General features: G+C 63.4%; 17 protein-coding genes and 1 tRNA gene. 5 read left to right on the top strand and 13 right to left on the bottom strand.

Annotated elements, in window-relative coordinates; translation table 11 throughout:
* Positions 1-845: 845 nt before the first annotated feature.
* The 5 genes from IP85_RS09885 to IP85_RS09865 all read right to left on the bottom strand — a co-directional run bounded on the left by IP85_RS09885 (position 846) and on the right by IP85_RS09865 (position 5833).
* On the bottom strand, positions 846-2483 hold the full coding sequence (locus IP85_RS09885; protein WP_054149488.1) for a CRTAC1 family protein: 1638 nt from the start codon (positions 2481-2483) through the stop codon (positions 846-848).
* The gene (locus tag IP85_RS09880; protein WP_054149487.1) at positions 2480-3793 is read right to left on the bottom strand and encodes a vanadium-dependent haloperoxidase; all 1314 of its coding nucleotides are present in this window, start codon (positions 3791-3793) and stop codon (positions 2480-2482) included. The genes IP85_RS09885 and IP85_RS09880 overlap by 4 nt, the downstream gene beginning before the upstream one ends.
* A gap of 98 nt (positions 3794-3891) precedes the next feature.
* The gene (locus tag IP85_RS09875; protein ID WP_054149486.1) at positions 3892-4485 is read right to left on the bottom strand and encodes a hypothetical protein; all 594 of its coding nucleotides are present in this window, start codon (positions 4483-4485) and stop codon (positions 3892-3894) included.
* A 104-nt stretch (positions 4486-4589) separates the two neighbouring features.
* Positions 4590-5294 (bottom strand): type 1 glutamine amidotransferase, encoded by a 705-nt coding sequence (locus IP85_RS09870; protein ID WP_054149485.1) that lies wholly within the window; start codon positions 5292-5294, stop codon positions 4590-4592.
* A gap of 98 nt (positions 5295-5392) precedes the next feature.
* Positions 5393-5833 (bottom strand): DoxX family protein, encoded by a 441-nt coding sequence (locus IP85_RS09865; RefSeq protein WP_054149484.1) that lies wholly within the window; start codon positions 5831-5833, stop codon positions 5393-5395.
* A 124-nt stretch (positions 5834-5957) separates the two neighbouring features.
* Between IP85_RS09865 and IP85_RS09860 the strand changes: the two genes are divergently transcribed.
* Positions 5958-6260 carry a SelT/SelW/SelH family protein gene (locus tag IP85_RS09860; protein WP_054149483.1) on the top strand — a complete coding sequence of 101 codons (303 nt, stop codon included), beginning with the start codon at positions 5958-5960 and terminating at the stop codon, positions 6258-6260.
* A 47-nt stretch (positions 6261-6307) separates the two neighbouring features.
* On the opposite strand, the gene IP85_RS09855 is transcribed toward IP85_RS09860, so the two are convergent.
* The gene (locus IP85_RS09855; protein WP_054149482.1) at positions 6308-6772 is read right to left on the bottom strand and encodes a BA14K family protein; all 465 of its coding nucleotides are present in this window, start codon (positions 6770-6772) and stop codon (positions 6308-6310) included.
* A 242-nt stretch (positions 6773-7014) separates the two neighbouring features.
* On the opposite strand from IP85_RS09855, the gene IP85_RS09850 reads away from it, so the two are divergent.
* Positions 7015-7101 (top strand) — tRNA-Leu (locus IP85_RS09850).
* A 171-nt stretch (positions 7102-7272) separates the two neighbouring features.
* A complete protein-coding gene (locus IP85_RS09845) occupies positions 7273-7494 on the top strand; it encodes a hypothetical protein (RefSeq protein ID WP_054149481.1) in 222 nt (73 codons plus the stop codon).
* A gap of 69 nt (positions 7495-7563) precedes the next feature.
* Here the strand turns inward: IP85_RS09845 and IP85_RS09840 are convergent, their stop codons facing one another.
* The 5 genes from IP85_RS09840 to IP85_RS09820 all read right to left on the bottom strand — a co-directional run bounded on the left by IP85_RS09840 (position 7564) and on the right by IP85_RS09820 (position 12137).
* Entirely contained in the window at positions 7564-8790 is a 1227-nt protein-coding gene (locus tag IP85_RS09840; protein WP_054149480.1) for a TadE/TadG family type IV pilus assembly protein, read from the bottom strand.
* Positions 8791-8983: 193 nt separating this feature from the next.
* Entirely contained in the window at positions 8984-9364 is a 381-nt protein-coding gene (locus IP85_RS09835; protein WP_054149479.1) for a hypothetical protein, read from the bottom strand.
* 71 nt (positions 9365-9435) lie between these two features.
* Positions 9436-10290 carry an NlpC/P60 family protein gene (locus IP85_RS09830; RefSeq protein ID WP_054149478.1) on the bottom strand — a complete coding sequence of 285 codons (855 nt, stop codon included), beginning with the start codon at positions 10288-10290 and terminating at the stop codon, positions 9436-9438.
* 13 nt (positions 10291-10303) lie between these two features.
* Positions 10304-10651, bottom strand: coding sequence for a MarR family transcriptional regulator (locus tag IP85_RS09825; RefSeq protein WP_054149477.1), 348 nt, complete (start codon positions 10649-10651; stop codon positions 10304-10306).
* 94 nt (positions 10652-10745) lie between these two features.
* Positions 10746-12137 (bottom strand): M17 family metallopeptidase, encoded by a 1392-nt coding sequence (locus tag IP85_RS09820; RefSeq protein ID WP_054149476.1) that lies wholly within the window; start codon positions 12135-12137, stop codon positions 10746-10748.
* 195 nt (positions 12138-12332) lie between these two features.
* Between IP85_RS09820 and IP85_RS09815 the strand changes: the two genes are divergently transcribed.
* On the top strand, positions 12333-13106 hold the full coding sequence (locus IP85_RS09815; RefSeq protein ID WP_236759373.1) for a tetratricopeptide repeat protein: 774 nt from the start codon (positions 12333-12335) through the stop codon (positions 13104-13106).
* 4 nt (positions 13107-13110) lie between these two features.
* Here the strand turns inward: IP85_RS09815 and IP85_RS09810 are convergent, their stop codons facing one another.
* Both IP85_RS09810 and IP85_RS09805 read right to left on the bottom strand, forming a co-directional pair.
* Positions 13111-13698, bottom strand: a complete 588-nt coding sequence (locus tag IP85_RS09810) for a YigZ family protein (RefSeq protein ID WP_054149475.1) — start codon at positions 13696-13698, stop codon at positions 13111-13113.
* 11 nt (positions 13699-13709) lie between these two features.
* Positions 13710-14102, bottom strand: a complete 393-nt coding sequence (locus IP85_RS09805; protein ID WP_054149474.1) for a hypothetical protein — start codon at positions 14100-14102, stop codon at positions 13710-13712.
* A 254-nt stretch (positions 14103-14356) separates the two neighbouring features.
* On the opposite strand from IP85_RS09805, the gene IP85_RS09800 reads away from it, so the two are divergent.
* Positions 14357-17428 (top strand): DNA translocase FtsK, encoded by a 3072-nt coding sequence (locus IP85_RS09800; RefSeq protein WP_054149473.1) that lies wholly within the window; start codon positions 14357-14359, stop codon positions 17426-17428.
* Positions 17429-17581: the final 153 nt, after the last annotated feature.

Here is a 17581-nt window from a genome sequence, read left to right as displayed (position 1 = left end):
CCCGTCCCGCCCTCGGATACACCTGACGATGCGATGTCAGGCGAGGCGGGGCCGGCGCCGGGGTGGAGCACTGTCGCAGGTGTGAGTTCCCGGCCCGCTGCAACGGTCTCCCTCCGGACGAGGGGCTGGTAACGAAGGTGACGAGGTCGGATGCTCTCGTCACCGGATACCCCGATCGGAAGGACGTGCCTCAGAGGCACACAGACAAGGCGCTCACGCCGTCGCGAACATCCAGACAGCGGGGCGAATAAAACGGCGGGGATGAGCGCCGGGCCGCGAATGGCCGGACGATCATCCCCCGGGCGAGGGTCCCGGTCGGAATGGTGCACCATCCGGCGGGAACCTCCCGGGCCACCGGCCAGGCTCTGGCAGACATTCCCTTGGGAGGGCTCTGTCAAAGCCGGACCCTACGCCCGGTCATCCTCGGGCCTGACCCGAGGACCGTCGCCGGCCTTGCCAGAGAGACGCATGCAGCGGGAATAGACGCCGAACGGGGCGCCGGAAGGAGCCACATAAAACTACTTAGACAGGTTGCTTCTGGCGCCTCGTCCGAGACAGATTTCAGGCGACCCGGAGGGAGCAATCCCGACCGGTGGCGAAGCTTGGGGTTTTTGACATTGATAGATCACCCTCACCCTGAGGTGCCAGGCTTGCCCGGCCTCGAAGGGCGAGGCCACCCCGCCACCCCTCATGCTGAGGTGGCACCGAAGCGACCCTCGAAGCACGAGGCCACCAGAGCGGGATGCTTCGAGGCCCTCGCCTTGCGAGGGCACCTCAGCATGAGGGCCTAGCGGAATGCGCGGAGCCCATCTCCCCCGCAAGGGGGGAGATGGGGTCGTGCCCCTTCACATCCCCTCGCCCGGATTCCACAGCCTTGGCCCCGTGCCACGCCCAACGAGGTAAAACCCATCAGCCGCCACCGTCTGCCACTCCCCAACCTCGCCATCCGGCCAAAGCACGCGGATCTCGGTTTCTGCCTGTTCCCCCAGACCAAAATGATGCCAGCCGGTCTTGCCGCTGACATGGCCGCCGCCGATGGTGAGTTCGCGGCGCTGCACGACATCGCCGGTTTTCACCTCGATCCAGGCGCCGACCGCATCGCGGTTCGGACCGTCCTGGCGCAGCGCCAGTTGCAGGAAGTGGCCAGCGCCTTCCGTCGTATTGCGCCAGATCTCCACCGGAGACCCCTGGTTGACGACGAGGAGGTCGATCTTTCCATCGAGATTGAAGTCTGCCAGCGCCCCGCCCCGGCCCTTGGCCATAGAGGCGATGCCGGCCTTGTCGCCCATTTCGACGAATTTGCCGTCCTCGCCCTGCACGAGCAGGTTGTTGGGGTCCTTTTCGGCGAAATCGGGCATCTCGGCAACATTGCCCTTGGCGACGAAAAGGTCGGTGCGGCCGTCATTGTTGACGTCCTCGATTTCCGTATGCCAGGCGGTCGAAGGGCGGATCTCGCCGCCGGTATAGGGCCGGTGAGCGGTCGCACCCTTGGCAAACGCAACATCGGCATAGGAGGGTTTCGGCTTGCCGTCGGCGGGGATTTCGGCGAGCCTCTGCAGCTTGTTATCGGCCATGCTGGTGAGGAAATATTCCGGATAGCCGTCGAAATCGAGGTCATAAGAGGCGATGCCCATGCCCCAGATGCGCAGGTATTTCCAGCCTTCCTCCTGGGTGTAGAGCCGCGGGGCCTTGCCCGGCTCAACATGCCACATCTGCTCCTGGCCGCCCTTGTAATATTCGCGGTCGTTGGAGACGCGCAGCGAGGGCGTGCCGGAGCGGTTCCAGTCGGTGAAGAGGATCGACAGCGGGCAATAGGAGGGATTGAGCGCGAGCGGCGGGGCGAAGCGACGCTCGGCAGCGGACAACGGGCGATGCAGCCAGTTGTCGGTGCAGGAGCCCCAGGGCTCGAAGTCCTCGAAGCGGTCGATGTAATTGCCTACGGCAAGCGTCGGCCAGGAGTTGCCGCGCTCCCAGGTGGCGGAAAAGGCCGTCGACCAGGCGTCGCCGCCGTCGAAGCCCCAAGCCTCGTTGGCGCGTTCGAAGCGGCATTCGCCCAAGCCGCGCATCACGACATTCTCGCCGGAGCGCAAGAGCACGACATCCTGCAGCCCGTCGCCATCGACATCCAGCGGATAGGCGCCGATCACCTTGTCGAGTTCGAGGCCGGACACCTGTTCGTCGAACTTGAGAGCGCCGCCATCCTCGCTGCGGTTGAGGTAGAATTTCGCCTTGTCCTCGCCGCCCGCAAGGACGAGATCGGGGAAGCCATCGGTATTGCAGTCGAAACTACCGGCACCGCCGCCGACCATATATTCCCAATCGCCGCGATAGGTGCTGACGATACCGCTGGAGGCGGTTTCGTCGGTGAAGCGGGGCACGAGGGGGCCGCCATTGGCAAGCGCTGTGCCGGCCTGGAGCGCGGCGAACAGGGCGGCCGCAAGGGCGGTTCGGCGATGGTGCGAGGCGATGGCTTCGGCCGTCATCCGCGGGTCCTCAAGGCGACCGCCTTTTCGCCAATGCAACGCCCCTGGTCGAGGCCACGATCGATCGCGGCGCGGAAATGAATGCCGCCATAGAGACGCGAGATGCCGGCTTCTTCAGCCGCATCCCAGAAGCTCTTGAAGCTGCGGTTCGGCAGCTTGTCCTTTTCATGGGTGTTGTCGGTGAAGGCGAAGTTTTCGCCGAAAAAGGCCGTCAGCACCGTGGCTGCCGCACCCGACTGGGTGGAATGGCCGGAAGGATATTCCGGGAAGGGCGGCGTGATCAGGATCGGCTCCCATTTGGGATCGATGACCCGCTTGATATAGGTGACCGGGCGAAGCAGGTCGTATTCGAATTTCGAATGCCAGCAGCCGATGAAGGCATCGGCGAGCGAAATCCCGAGCCGGGCGAGCAGATCGGCATGTTCGGCAGCACCGGCCTCCTGCTCGTCGAGGACCTTCAGGGCAATCACGATCCAGTGGCCGGGCGGGGTCGGCGAGAGCATAGGATCATCCGACCAGAAGCGGGCGATGGCGCGCTGCTCATCGGTCACGCTGTTCACCGCCTCATAGACCTCCATCGCTTCCTTGTAGAAGTCGGAATCCTTGTCCTCGCTGTAGACAGGCGGCGCCGGCAGCGGGCAGGCATTGCCGGTCTGCAGGGCGAAGGGACGGTTCTCGCCCCACTGGGGAAGAAGGGGCATTTGCTGCTGATTGATCAGACTGGTCGGCACCCAGCTGTCCTTGTTGCTCCCCAGCGCGAATTCCAGGGGGAAGCCCATGTTTTCGACCTTGGCGCCGCCGTCGTCCAGCGACCAGGCAAGGATATGTGCCGTTATGCTCTCGCCATAGGCCTGGCTGCGGGCGACGAGATCGGGGGCAAGTCCGACGGACACTTCGGACGAGAGCTTTTCGGTCATGCGCTTCAGGGCGCGCTGACCGGTCGGGCCGGTATTGCCGAAGAATTCGCGCGCGGCTGATGACAGGGCGGCCTGCATGACGACGGCCTCGTCATAGGCGAGGCCCGCTTCACGCCGAGGTACTGGGGTGAGGCCGTTCAACTGACCGGCAAGCGAGGTCATGGTCGTGTCGCCGGCCGCCAGCGCCTCATAGGCGGTGACCCCGAGATAGGCGAAGGCGCGGCTTGCCACGGGGGGCGAATAGGTCGGCGTATGACGGACAAGTTCGAGAATGAGGCGATACCAGTCGCGCATGACCGTGTCGGCGCCCACAGGGGATGCCTGGGCCGGCTGGAAGGCCAGCCCGATGATGATGAAGCAGAGCGCAACCAAGCGCTTACCCACTGCCTTCATGTCCCCCTCCCACAGGTTTCTGAAGCGATCTCAATCGATTGAAGTTCGATTAAGCACGGGGGCGGATGGCTCGCAAGAGGGAGGTCGGGGACACCAGATCAAATCCAGCCGATGGCGCGGCCGGCAAGACTCAAGGCAAAGACCGCGAGGCAGCTTGCGGCGACCCGCCCGAACAGCAAGGGGTTGGTGGTTGCCAGCCGCCGGAGGATGGCGGCACCGGCGCTCAGCCAGCAGGTGGCGACGATGACGACAAGCAGCGAAAACACGGCGAGATAGGAGAGCGGCCGGAGCAGTGCTTCCAGCGAACCCGTTCCGGCGGCGGGAATGAGGGCAAGCCCGATGATCAGGGCCTTGGGGTTGAGCACCGTGGTGGCGTAGACGGCAACCACCGTCGTTCCGGCCTGCGCATTGGCCGAAGGCGGCCGGATCCAGAGCCGGGCGGCGAGCAGCAAGACCCAGAGGGTCGAGGCGAGCTTGATGCCAAGCGCTGCAGCCGGCTGGTCGATGAGCAGTGGCGCTGCCAAAAAGACAAGCGGGACGATGGCCGTGAGATAGCCGGCGCATTCGGCCCCGATCAGCGGCAGCGAGGCCTTGAGGCCGCGGGTGGCGCCTGAAACGGCAAGCAAGGTGTTCGTCGGCCCCGGTGTCAGCAGGAGGAGCAGGACGGCAAAGGCAAAGGCGGACAGGGACAAGGCAGAACTCCGATCAGTGAGGTCGGAGATAACAGGTCGGGTGCTGCGGCGGCTTGATGTCGGTCAAACCCGGCGAAGGGATCCGGTTGACGCGGGAGATGCGCTCAAGACGGGCGGATCTGCCGGACCCAGGCACGAGCCAGCGCCAGCCCGGCTTCATCGGAAAGCTGCCCGTCGGTCGGTTCGATCTCAGGATGGCGGTTGAGCCAGCCGGGTTCCTTGCGCTCGATAATCTCTGGGAAATGCGTCATCCAGTTGCGCACAACCTCGCGGTTGGCCTCGAAATGGAACTGGAAGCCATAGGCGGCGCGGCCGATGCGGAAGGCCTGGTGGCGAGCCGCTTCGTTTTCCGCGAGGTGAGCAGAACCTTGCGGCAGCGTGAAGGTGTCGTCGTGCCACTGGAAGGAGAGGAATCGGTCGGGCATGGCCGAGAGCACCGGATCCCGTCTGCCGGCTTCGGTGCGGCCAATGCTGCGCCAGCCGAATTCGGGGGCGGCACCGATCAGGTTTTCGCTGCCATAGGCGCGGGCAAGAAGCTGGCTACCGAGACAGATGCCGAGCACGGCTTTCGCGCTGTCGCCGAAGCGACGCATCAGGCTTGCGAGTTCCGGGAGATAGGGATGCTTCTCGTCGTCGCGGGCATTCTGCTCACCACCGAACACCACCAGAGCGTCGAAGGCATCGAGGTCCGGCAGTGGTTCGCCGGCATAGGCTCGGATGGTGGCAGTTTTCGCGCCCGCCTCGGCCAGAGCAATGCCAACCTGACCGACTTCGGTGACGCGGGTGTTTTCGACGATGGCAACACGCATGGGGAATCGGATCTCGTGGATGGTTGCCCCCAGAGAAAGCATGCGGATGCGAATGTCGCAAGACGGAGGGGCGCCGCAAGCAGCGCCCTTCCGGGACCTCAGAAGGTTTTCTTCAGACGGGCGTCGACAGAGTGGCGGTTGCCGCCACGGATGACGAAATAGAACGTCATTGCCGCCCACAGCAGCGATTTTTCCGCGCCGGAGAAGCCCTGATCCAGCTGGATCCAGTGGAAATAGACCGTGACCAGCAGGACGATCGTGGCTGCAAAGGCCGCCGGCCGAGTGAGGAGACCGATCGCGAGCAAGATGCCACCGAAGAATTCGGTGATCGCCAGAAGCGGCGACCAGAAGACGCCGGGATAGAAGCCGAGGCCCTCGACCATCTGGACGGCGCCGAAGGGATCAACGATCTTGCTGGCGCCATGGATGACGAGGAAGCCACCGGCCACCAGACGCAGCAGGGTTTCGACCCCGTCGTGACCGGAGCGATAGACGGGGGCAAGGGCCGGAACAAAAAGACGGTTCGGTTCAATGGACATGAACAAACTCCAAAAAAGACAATAACCTGCGCGTCATGGCCGAAGCTTAGCTGCGTGGCAATTGGACGCACGCAGAAAAGTTGATTAATTGGGTTAACTTATCCGTGAAGTGAGGAATACCCCGATGGAAAAACCCCGGATTTCGATCACCTACTGCACCCAATGCAACTGGCTTCTGCGGTCAGGCTGGATGGCGCAGGAACTGCTGCACACCTTTGCTGACGATCTGGGCGAAGTGGCACTTATCCCTGGTACGGGCGGGATTTTCGAGATCAAGCTGAACGACGACCTGATCTGGGAACGCAAGCGTGATGGCGGCTTTCCAGGCCCGAAGGAGCTGAAGCAGAAGGTGCGTGATGCCATCGATCCCGAGCGCGATCTCGGCCATGTGGACAGTGTGAGCCGCAATGAAGGGCTCGACAGCTGAAACAGGGGCGAAGGCGGCCGCAGAACCGCCTTCGAAGATCGCTCGTCTCAATAGAAGGGCGATTGGCAGACCTTGTAGTAGCCGCTCGTCGAGAGGAACTGGTTGGTGCGGGGATTGTAGGACCGGTAGCGGTTCAGGCACCAGTCGACATGCCGCTCCCAGGACCGACGTGGCGGACGATAACCCGGATCCTCGTAAACTGGCGGGCGCGGCCGTGGACGGTAGCCGGGTTCGACATAGACGGGCGGACGCGGCCGTGGGCGATAGACCGGCGGCTCGTCATAGACGGACGGCGGATAATATTCCGGTGGCAGGGGGCGTGGACGGCGCGGCGGCGGGCGGTCCCAGGTCTCGTAGCAACCGGAGAAGTCGCAGACGATATCGATCTCTTCGACATCGGAGCCCGGCTGCGAAATCAATGGCATCGGTTTCGTCATCGCAGCATCCGCCACGGAGGTGAAAAGCTGGGCGCCGGCGAGCGCCACGGCCACAAAAGCGGATCGAATCGTCATATAGTCATCCCGTCGTTCATCCCGGCGGCGGGCAAACCGCCTCGCCGACGGCAAGATAGAGCGTTTCGATCACGGCTTTTTCACGGCCGCGTTATCCGTGGCAGACTGTGCAAAAGGCCTGTGTCCCAACGCATCTGCGAATCCGCTTCCGGCATTCAGGCAGACGCCTTCATCGCGCCGACATGAAAACTTCAAAAAGCCGGTTGACAGGTCGGAGCAGTCCCTTTACACGGCTCCTCGTCGCCCAGATGGCGGAATTGGTAGACGCGCCAGCTTCAGGTGCTGGTACTCGAAAGGGTGTGGAGGTTCGAGTCCTCTTCTGGGCACCAAATTCCGATTTGAGATCAGCAGTTTATGCGATCCTCAAACACTTTAAAAAGCCCGGCTTGCCGGGCTTTTTTCTTGTCTGAAAATTGAGTTTCCGGTGCTGTCGCACTGTCGTTTTCAGTGCGATTTTTCACGCATTCCCGAGCACCCCAAGACCGCCACAAGGACAGACCATGGACGAGACCGTCGCCATCGAAAGCCGCAGCGAATTTGCCCTCTGGGCTATCGAACGTGCCAAGGAAATCGTTGCCCAAGAGGGCACGGCGCTGGCGCTTGCGGCGCGCGATATGGACGAGGAAGGTTTGCGCGAGGCAGGCCACAAGCTCGGCGGCGCGATCAGCGAAGCGCTGATCGAAGTGTTCGACGGTTTGCTCGGCCAGGACGATCAGGCTTGAGAAAAGGGCACTTAACGGACGCCCCTTCCAAGATCTGAATTCCTTCGACCAGCATCAGCGCAGCCAGCATCAGCGCAGAATGCGAGGATTGGCGAGACCGCTCGTCGGCGTCGAACCGCCACCCGACAGGGGCTCGATCTTCCAGTTGGCCGAATTCATGATGATGGTATTCACCACCAGCGTGATGTTGTTCGTCTGGTTCGTGGTCGAATTGTAGGTCACGTCGCGATTGGGCAGGTGGATGATCCCCTTGAGGATCTCGCCCTTGCTGCCGTTGAAGACATATTGCTGCGGGTTGCGGTTGTTGCTGGCGTCGCTGGTTTTCTCGAACATCAGGATGTCCTTGTAGGTCCCTGATGTCGGCGCCGTCGCCGTGAAGGTCAGGCCGCCATTGGCGCGGATCTCGCTGTTGACGTCGGGGAAGTAGAAGGTGACACCTTCCGCCTTCACCGTTGCGCCGGAATTGATGATCATCCGGCCGGAAATGATGTGCAGACCCGGTTTGAACGTGACGGTGGGCGAACCGTTGAACGTGGTTCCGCAGTGCTTGCCCGGCTGCAGCGTGATGGACTGACCGTCCATCGTGCCTGATGTGGTGCAGTTTGCAGGGACCTTAGGCTCCGGCATCTTGCCGGCGAAGGGATCCGCTTCCGCCGCGCATTTCGTCTGAAGATTGCTGAGCGTGCCGCCGTTCTTGATATAGTTCGCGCCCTTGACGCAGAATTTCGCCGTATCGATCGTTGCCCCGGCATTCATGATGAAGGCGGGATTGCTGGTCGAATGGACGTGGACCTCGCATTTCGTCGATTTGACATTGGCACCGGAGTTGATGAGCACGGCCTGGCTCTTGTTGCCGAGGGCATAGATGCAGCCATTGCCGCCAGCCGCCTCTTCCGCCCCGGCAGCGACGGTGGTGCTGACGCCAAGGGTGAAGCTGCTCAGGCCGACAATACCGAGAAACCTGTTGTCGACATCCTGCTCGTAGCCGCCGGTGAGCGAACCGTCGGCATTGACCGTCAGCGTGAAGCCGGCGCTTTCATTCAATTCGTCCTGCTCGGCGTCGAGACCTAGAAAATTACCGGCTTCAAGCTCCTGGGCGCTTTTGCCACTCTTGCGGGCAGCGGCGAGCATGGCGGCGTCGAGCTCAGGCTGCATCTCGATGCGCGTATTGTAGGCCGAAGCGACGTCCAGGGCACCACCTGCGGACACGAGAACGATCGGTGCGAGCAATGCGGAAATGATCCCGAAGTTGCCCGACCGATCCTGCCAACAGTGACTGATCTTCTCCAGAAGCATGATGTGTCCTCATTGTTTGAAACGACAATGGATCCGGACCACGCTGGATGGACGGATGCCGTCTATTGAGGACAACCTAAGAACGAAATACTACTTTCGCGTTTTCATCTTACGTAAAATCTTGCAAAGCCCGACAAAGGCCAGTTGATCGCGTAACTTCCTGCCTCGAACGACTGAACCGAGACCGACGAGATCAGTCGATAACCCTTGGGTTGACGCCGGGATACCACATGCGGCCGGACCGCGGCGGCTCGGTGCCTTCATAGACGATGCCGTTCTTTTCGCAGCGATAGACCGTGTAGGGCAGGCTGTCGCGCAGATCACGGCGACCGAAGTGATGGCGGTTGGGGACAACCGTCCGCGTTTCACAGCTGACGTTTTCACCGAACTGGTTGACAGGATCCTGCGGCTTGACGCCAGGCAGGTCCTTGAAACTCTCCTGTCCGGCTGCGCCCCAGGCGATGCCTTCTGAGGCTGAGGCGGGGGCGACAGCTGCGAAGACGGCCAGCGACGCCAGCACCAGAGCAGTGCTGATCTTCGTGGACGTGTTGTTCTTTCGGCAGGCCGGCAGCATGGGCAATCTTCTCGTCAGCTCTCATGGTGCCGATATAGGCACTCGACGCGGCGGCACCAAGACCGGAATCATCACGTTTCGGCGACGGGGCGGCGGTAGCCGGTCGGGGTGCCGTAGAGCCAGCCGATGCGTTCGATGGCGACCTCAAGCGTCTCGCGGGCCACGGACATGGTGTTGCCGTTGGCGTGGATCATGGTCGTTTCGTCTTCCATGATCGCCACATGGCCCTTCCAGAAGACAAGATCGCCGCGCCTGAGCTCGGCACGCTCCACGGGTACGCCGAGGCCTGATGCCTGCATGTCGCTGTCGCGCGGGGCCTTCTGGCCTGCCATGCGCATGACCAGCTGCACAAGGCCCGAGCAATCAATGCCGAAGCCAGACTTGCCGCCCCAAAGATAGGGCGTTTCGAGGAACAGCGCTGCAACGGCGACGTAATCCGGTGCAGGAGGTTCGGCGATCGGGCGAATGTGGCGGGAAACAAGGGCTCCGCCGTCCGGCATCAGCAGATAGCGGGTGCCGCGGGTTTCCGCCTCCCCCTCGATCGTTAGCCGGCTTCCCATCGACAAGGCCATCCGCGTCGGGAAGCGCAGATCGGGGCCCGAATAGACGAAGGTGCGCGGCACAGTGACGAGATGGGTTGCTACGGCAACAGCGCCGAGCGTTTCTTCCAGCAGGTAGCCGACATAACCATCGTCCACCGCCTGCACCCACGCCCAGCCATTCTTGCGCTCGAAAACACGGACTTCTTCACCCATCAGGAGTTCGGTATCGATTCCCATGGAAAGATCGGGTTTCGGGCGAAGCGGCACGACCGGCTGGGTGATCATCGCCGGTTCCGGGGTGACAAACCTGTCCGCTTCGACTTGCCCCTTCAGGGCGATATCGGCGAGATCGGGCCGGAAGGCGTTGAGGCGCCGGTCGAGCATAATCAAGTCTCCGTCAGCCAAGCGAGCGGCCCCGGGCGATGATGTTATCGCCGAATTTTTCGAGAAAGAGCGCACCGCCGACGGTGCGCTTGACGATGACGCTGCGGCGGTCGAGCTCGTCCCTGATACGGTCAACGAGGCCCAGCTCCCCGAGCGTATCCAGGGCGCGGGTGATGACCGGCTTTGTGACATTGAGGGTTGCGGCAAGGCCGCGCACCGTATGGGGCGGCGGCACAAGATAAATCTCGAGAAGCACGGCGAGCTGACGCATGGTGAGGTCGTGGCCGTCTTTCTGGACCTGATCCAGGGTCACCCTGTGCCACAGGCAAAGCGCCTGGGTCGCCGTCATTTCGAGGCCCATGGCCCCTCCCCCTCGTTCTGATCCGGGCCAGCAGCCCCTCGCGAGTATCATTCCGGTAAAGGAACGATCTGGCAAGGGGCTGGTGGATTCAGGCTCAGTCGGCGCCGGACTGCAGGTAGCGGTAAAGCGCGCGGATCGCCTGAGCCTCGCCGCCGACAGGCGAATGGGCCCGCTCCGTCGGCGACCAGCCGAAAATGTCGAAATGCGCCCAGCGGCGGCCCGGCGAGACGAAGCGCTTGAGGAAGAGGGCGGCCGTGATGGCGCCCGCCATACCGCCCGAGGGGGCATTCGTCACGTCGGCGATCTGGGCCTTCAGCATGCGCTCGTATCCCTTGTAGAGCGGCATGCGCCAGAGCGGATCGTCGACCGCGAGGCTCGCATCGGCGATGCCATGGGCAAGGTCTTCGTCATCGGTGAAGAAGGGCGGCAGATCCGGGCCGAGCGCGACACGGGCGGCCCCCGTCAGGGTGGCCATGTCGATCAGCAGATCCGGTTCCTCGGCGTCGGCATAGGCCAGAGCATCGGCAAGGATCAGGCGTCCTTCGGCATCGGTGTTGTCGATCTGGACGGTCAGACCCTTGCGGCTCTTGTAGACGTCACCGGGGCGGAAGGCATTGCCGGCGATGGCGTTCTCGACGGCGGGAATGACGACGTGCAGGTCGACCTTGAGCTTGGCGTCCATGATCATCAGCGCGAGGCCGAGAACATTGGCGGCGCCACCCATGTCCTTCTTCATCAGGAGCATCGAGGAGGCCGGCTTGATGTCGAGGCCGCCGGTGTCGAAGCTCACGCCCTTGCCGACAAGGGTGACCTTGCGATGGCCCTTCTTGCCCCAGCGCATTTCGATCAAGCGCGGGGCCACCGTCGAGGCGCGGCCGACGGCGTGGACGAGCGGGAAGTTCTTCTCGACGAGTTCGTCGCCGGTGATGACGGAGACTTCGGCCTTGTAGTGTTCGGCCAAGCGACGGACAGCGGCTTCGATATCGGCCGGGCTCATGTCGTTGGCCGGGGTGTTGATCAGGTCACGGGCGAGATAGACGCCCGCCAACTGGCGCTTGATGTCGGCGGCATCGGCATCCTGCGGGATCAGCAGGCGCGGTTCCGTGACCCGCTCGGAGCGATAACGGTCGAAGCTGTAGGCGCCGAGGCCATAGCCGAGCAGCAGGCGGTTGGCGGTGAGCGGGGCGGTTTCGATGTGCCATTCGCCGGCCGGCAGCGCACGGGCGAGCTTGCCAGTCAGATAGGGATTTTCGGAAGGGTTGGCGCCGAGCCCGAACAGCGCGCCACCCACATGGCCGTCGGCGGTGGGGATCAGCAGCACCGAGCCGGCCTCGGCCTTGAAGCCGGCCTTCTTGGCCCAGTCGAGGGCGAGTGGTTCCAGCGTGCCGGTCTCGACATGGGCCGGGGTGACGGCGAAGACCGGGAGCGTCTTGCCGCCCTTGGTGCTGAAGGGGGACGGTCTTTCGATATACTGGAACGGGGCCATGGCGAGACGCTTTCTGGAGATTCGGCTGAAGAATCGTTGGGGGCTCGATTAACACTCCGTTAGGGTTAACAGATTATTGCTTGAGTGGAGGTTGCGCCGCCCGGACGAGGCGCGGCGGCGGGGACTAGCTAACTCGGGACGATCACCATGCGCATGCGAATTCCAGGCTCGGCAAACCATCTGCGGATCGTGGCCATGACAGGTCTGGTGATGGCGGCGATGACGCTCACCGGCTGCGGCTCGGCGAAGAAGGAGCTGACGACGGGCTCGATCCCCAAGGCAAGCCAGCAACTCGATTCGCTCAGCGGTCCGCAACTGAGCCGCGCCGTGGAAGGCATCGGCCAGGCCTATGACCGCAACCCGAAGGACCGGAATATCGGCCTCTCCTATGCCAATGGACTGATGATGACAGGCCGCAACACGCAGGCGCTTGCTGTCATGCAGCAGGTGGCGATTGCCCATCCGAACGATCGCGAGGTGCTCTCCTCACTCGGCAAGGCGCAGGCTGCGGCGGGGCAGCTGGAAAAGGCACTCGGCACCATTCAGCGGGCGCAGACACCGGACCGACCCGACTGGCGACTTTATTCGGCGGAAGGGGCCGTGCTCGACCAGCTCGGCCGTTCCAGCGAGGCGCGCTCGCGCTATCGCATGGCGCTGCAGATGCAGCCGAACGATCCAAGCGTGTTGTCGAACATGGGCATGTCCTTCGTGCTTTCGGGCGACCTGAAGACGGCCGAGGACTATCTGCGCCAGGCGTCGCAGCAACCCCGTGCCGACAGCCGGGTCCGTCAGAACCTCGCGCTGGTGGTCGGCCTGCAGGGCCGGTTCCAGGAGGCAGAACAGCTGGCGGCCCAGGAGCTCGATCCGCAGCAGGCGGCGGCCAATCTGCAATATCTGCGCGGCATGCTTGCCCAGCAGAATTCCTGGAAGCAGCTTTCCAGCCAGGACATGCCGAAAAAGAAGAGCTGAGCGCTCAGTCCGGAAAGACGAGGCTTGACCGGCCGCTGGTGAGATCGCGCACCAGCCGGATCGCCTGATCCTCATCGCCCTGCCTCAGCGTGACCGCGAGATCGACACCCTCTGCCGTGAAGCTTTCGACGAAGGTGAGATGCGGGATTGCGGCGAGCCGCGACTTCACGAGGGCGAGGTCCGAGAAGCTGACCGATGATTCGCCCGTTACCATCGGGATGATCTCCCGCTTGTCGGCCGATCGGAGCATCTGGGCAGCCGTTCCGCCATAGGCACGCATCAAACCGCCACTGCCGAGCAGGATGCCGCCAAAGAAGCGGGTCACGACCACGACGATACCGTCGAGTTCCTGGCCATCGATCGCCTGGAGGATCGGCTTGCCAGCCGTGCCCGAGGGCTCGCCGTCGTCGGAGAAACGGTAGGCCTGACCGATGCGCCAGGCCCAGCAATTGTGATTGGCGGCGGGATCGGAGACCGAGGCGAGGAAGGCCTTGGCTTCCTCTTCGCTGGCAATCGGTGCCGCTTGCGCGATGAAGCGGCTTTTCTTGATGTCCTGAACGAACTCAACCGGCGCGACGAGGGTGAACGGCATAGTGTGCTGCCTCAGCCGTCTGCTTCGTGTGCGAGAAGCCACTCGGCAAGTGCCGCGATCACGGAGAGGCGCAAGGCCGCTTTCATGGCGAGCGCGCGGGTGAGCGAGGCGTCGCGGCTGGAGAAGCCGAGTTCGGCCATGACACCGGAGGGCGAGAGTTTTCGAGCGCGCATGACCGCTTCGACCCGCTCGATCGTCGATGGCAGCAGATACCGGCCATTGGCGATGAGGGCCGCGGCGTCGTCTGGAATCGGTTCGGCACCGGACAGATCGGGGGCGGCCGATGCGCGGGCCCGCACTTCTGCCGAGACCAGATCCAGAAAGGCCTGGCGATCCTCGGGCCCCGCTGATGTCCAGGCCTTCAGGAGCTTTTTCAGGGGACTGGGCTTCTCTTTCTTCGACATGACCGGCTTTCTGTTCGTCACCGTCCATAGCCCGAGCGGAGACACGGTGCGAGAAAAAAACTTGGGGGCCAGCATCTTCCAGCGAGGGGCGAAATTCGGCTTTGGCAACAGCGATATCGGGGACGAAAGGGCCCGATTCAGACCCTTCGTGCATTAGAAATTTCTGCCGGACAGAAAGCGGTCGTTAACCTTTATTTTCTACTCAGATAGCTCAGTTTTCGCGTTCTTGTATCCCGCCAGCGTTCAGGTTTCCGATGCACCCTCCCCGTTCAAATTCCGCGTATCAGGTCAATCATTTAGGGGACAACAAGGGTGAAGGCGCCGATCAGTCGGCAGCCGACCAGATCGAGGGGCGTGAGGAAACGCCCGTCTGGCAGAAGGCCTTCGTGTTAGGTCCCAATGTGCGTTTCACCCGCACGCCCGACCGCGTGCCGGGCAAGGCCGAGCCAACGCCTGCGCCTGTCGCCCAGCCGAGCGCACCGCCTGCACGGACGGTCGCACAACAGCCGGCGATGCCTCAGGCGCCCACACGACAAGCCTATCAGCCGACAGCTCAGCCGGTGGCGCCTGCCCCGGCAAGGCCTGCCTCGTCAGCGGCGAGTAGCGTACCCTATGCCGGATTGCCGCGCACAGGCGCACCCGCGCCGGCACCGAAAGCCGAAGTGCCGCGCATGCCTGCTTCCGTGACCTTGCCGCAGCCGCCGGATGCCGTGGGCGCGCGCGCGCTCACCTACAAGCTTCGCCGGGAACTCGCCCGCCAGCAGGCCGAACAGGCCGCCTGGGAAGCATCGATGGCAGATGGCGCATCGCCGCAGGAGATCGGCCCTGCCCCACAGCCCGTTCAACCGGCACCCCTGGTTCAGGGCATGCGCAGCGTGCTTGCCAGCACCCGGGCCGCGACCGTCGGGGCAAATGTTCGACCGACGACCGAGGCTCATGTGCCGCCGCACTTGCAGCGGTCGCTCGCCCAGCAGGCAGAAGCCTTGCGGCTTGCTGCCCAGCAGGCGGCCCCCGCAGCGCGTGCGCCGATGGTGCGCAATGCGTTTCTGCGGACACCGCCTGCAGCGGCTGCGCCTGAGCCGGTTGCGGCTCCTGTGTTTGCTCGGCCATCCGTCCAGCCTATTGTCACGGCTCCGGCCGTCACGGCATCTGTTACATCAGGCTTTGCCGCGTGGACGCAGATGACCAATCCGTCACCGACGCAGCCCGAGGCAGTGACTGCGGTCGCGCACGAAGCGCAGGTTGAGCGTCTGCCGATCGCAGCGCTGCTGTCGGACCACATCTTCTTCGAGGCGATGATCGCGCCGGTGGATGCTCCATTGGAGATCGAAATGGCGCGGACCCCGATTGCGCAACCTGTTTCACAGGCTTGCCAGCCGGCGGCTCCGCAAAGGGCTCAGCACACCGCACCGCAGCCGGTTCGCAGCATTCCAGCACCTGCACCTCAGGCTGTTTCAACGGTGCGCGCCGAAGTCGTGCGCTATCGCCCAGAAGGGGTTTCGGCCACCGCACATCCGGTGACCGTTGCGGCGCGCAAGCCCGTGTTCGACGCAACCCCGGGCTCGGTCGTCGCGCTGTATCGGGAAGTCGCATATCGGGAGGTGTCAGCGGCGTCCTACGCGTTACAGCAGGCGCAGGCAGCGGCGACCGAGACGGTTGCCCCCCTTGAGGCCGTTGTTCCGGCGCCGCTCCAGGCGAACCATTCGTCGATTGCTCCGATGTCTGCCGCCCTGCCACGGCAGCCGCTGTTCAAAGCGCAGGAAGCGCTGGGCGAAGGCGAATACGAGCTTCCCTACCTCGATTTCCTGCAGATGCCGCCGGTTCAGACCGGCGTGACGATGACGGCAGAGGCGCTCGAGCAGAGCGCCGGGCTTCTGGAAAGCGTGCTCGAAGATTTCGGCATCAAGGGCGAAGTGATCGACGTGCGCCCGGGCCCCGTCGTGACGCTCTACGAATTCGAACCGGCACCGGGAGTCAAGTCCTCGCGCGTCATCGGCCTCTCCGACGATATCGCCCGGTCAATGTCGGCGCTGTCTGCCCGTGTCGCCGTGGTGCCCGGCCGCAATGTGATCGGCATCGAACTGCCGAACCCGGTGCGCGAGACGGTCTATCTGCGCGAGCTGATCGAGACGCCCGATTATGCCGAGACGCGCTACAAGCTTCCGGTCTGCCTCGGCAAGACCATCGGTGGCGAGCCCGTGATCGCGGAACTCGCAAAGATGCCGCATCTGCTCGTTGCCGGTACCACCGGTTCGGGCAAGTCGGTCGCAATCAACACGATGATCCTGTCGCTGCTTTACCGGTTCCGGCCGGACGAATGCCGGTTGATCATGGTCGATCCGAAGATGCTGGAGCTTTCCGTCTATGACGGCATCCCGCATCTCTTGACCCCTGTCGTTACCGATCCGAAGAAGGCCGTGATGGCGCTGAAGTGGGCGGTCCGCGAGATGGAGGATCGCTATCGCAAGATGAGCCGCCTCGGCGTTCGCAATATCGACGGCTACAATGCCCGCGCGGCCCAGGCGCGCGAGAAGGGCGAGACGATCACCGTGAGCGTGCAGACCGGCTTCGACCGGCAGAGCGGCGAGATTGTCTACGAGGAGCAGGAGCTCGATCTCTCGCCGATGCCTTACATCGTCGTCGTGGTCGACGAGATGGCCGACCTGATGATGGTTGCCGGCAAGGAAATCGAAGGTGCGATCCAGCGACTGGCGCAGATGGCGCGTGCCGCCGGCATCCACCTGATCATGGCGACGCAGCGCCCGTCCGTCGATGTCATCACCGGCACGATCAAGGCAAATTTCCCGACGCGCGTCTCCTTCCAGGTGACGTCGAAGATCGACAGCCGCACCATTCTGGGTGAGCCGGGTGCCGAACATCTGCTCGGCCAGGGCGACATGCTGCACATGGTCGGTGGCGGACGCATAGCCCGCGTGCACGGTCCCTTCGTTTCCGACGAGGAAGTCGAGAAGGTGGTCGCGCATCTGAAGATGCAGGGCCGTCCGGACTATCTGGGCACCGTGACCGAGGATGCGGACGAAGCCGAAGAAGAGCCGGAAGAGGACGTGGCCGTTTTCGACAAGAGCGCGATGGCGGAAGAGGACGGCAACGACCTCTACGACAAGGCGGTCAAGGTTGTGCTGCGCGACAAGAAGTGCTCGACCTCCTACATCCAGCGCCGGCTATCCATCGGCTACAACAAGGCGGCTTCGCTTGTGGAGCGGATGGAGCAGGAAGGCATCGTCGGTGCTGCCAACCATGTCGGCAAACGAGCGATCATCGTCGGCGGGCGCGAGGTGAATGCCGAGGGCGACTTCGAAGGCTGATCCGGATCGCCGAAAGGTCCAGCGCGGGCAACAGACCAGTCTTCAATAAGGCACGCCAGGCTGCGGCGTGCCTTTTCCATGATCCACCCGGCATCTTGGCCACTGGGAACCCTTCAGGGGACTCGCGGTTCGGAGACGGTCAGATCAAGGAGA

It is taken from the genome of Rhizobium sp. AAP116 (genome assembly GCF_001295785.1).
Lineage (GTDB): Bacteria > Pseudomonadota > Alphaproteobacteria > Rhizobiales > Rhizobiaceae > Allorhizobium.
The sequence above is the reverse complement of the archived record's forward strand: the minus strand, read 5'-3'. Positions and strand labels throughout refer to the sequence as shown.

Coding starts and splice junctions, on each gene's coding strand:
- IP85_RS09825 (WP_054149477.1), bottom strand. CDS start 10,651: ATGGGCCTCGAAATGACGGCGACCCAGGCGCTTTGCCTGTGGCACAGG.
- IP85_RS09840 (WP_054149480.1), bottom strand. CDS start 8,790: ATGCTTCTGGAGAAGATCAGTCACTGTTGGCAGGATCGGTCGGGCAAC.
- IP85_RS09800 (WP_054149473.1), top strand. CDS start 14,357: ATGCACCCTCCCCGTTCAAATTCCGCGTATCAGGTCAATCATTTAGGG.
- IP85_RS09835 (WP_054149479.1), bottom strand. CDS start 9,364: ATGCTGCCGGCCTGCCGAAAGAACAACACGTCCACGAAGATCAGCACT.
- IP85_RS09810 (WP_054149475.1), bottom strand. CDS start 13,698: ATGCCGTTCACCCTCGTCGCGCCGGTTGAGTTCGTTCAGGACATCAAG.
- IP85_RS09845 (WP_054149481.1), top strand. CDS start 7,273: ATGGACGAGACCGTCGCCATCGAAAGCCGCAGCGAATTTGCCCTCTGG.
- IP85_RS09860 (WP_054149483.1), top strand. CDS start 5,958: ATGGAAAAACCCCGGATTTCGATCACCTACTGCACCCAATGCAACTGG.
- IP85_RS09885 (WP_054149488.1), bottom strand. CDS start 2,483: ATGACGGCCGAAGCCATCGCCTCGCACCATCGCCGAACCGCCCTTGCG.
- IP85_RS09880 (WP_054149487.1), bottom strand. CDS start 3,793: ATGAAGGCAGTGGGTAAGCGCTTGGTTGCGCTCTGCTTCATCATCATC.
- IP85_RS09830 (WP_054149478.1), bottom strand. CDS start 10,290: ATGCTCGACCGGCGCCTCAACGCCTTCCGGCCCGATCTCGCCGATATC.
- IP85_RS09870 (WP_054149485.1), bottom strand. CDS start 5,294: ATGCGTGTTGCCATCGTCGAAAACACCCGCGTCACCGAAGTCGGTCAG.
- IP85_RS09815 (WP_236759373.1), top strand. CDS start 12,333: ATGACAGGTCTGGTGATGGCGGCGATGACGCTCACCGGCTGCGGCTCG.
- IP85_RS09820 (WP_054149476.1), bottom strand. CDS start 12,137: ATGGCCCCGTTCCAGTATATCGAAAGACCGTCCCCCTTCAGCACCAAG.
- IP85_RS09855 (WP_054149482.1), bottom strand. CDS start 6,772: ATGACGATTCGATCCGCTTTTGTGGCCGTGGCGCTCGCCGGCGCCCAG.
- IP85_RS09865 (WP_054149484.1), bottom strand. CDS start 5,833: ATGTCCATTGAACCGAACCGTCTTTTTGTTCCGGCCCTTGCCCCCGTC.
- IP85_RS09805 (WP_054149474.1), bottom strand. CDS start 14,102: ATGTCGAAGAAAGAGAAGCCCAGTCCCCTGAAAAAGCTCCTGAAGGCC.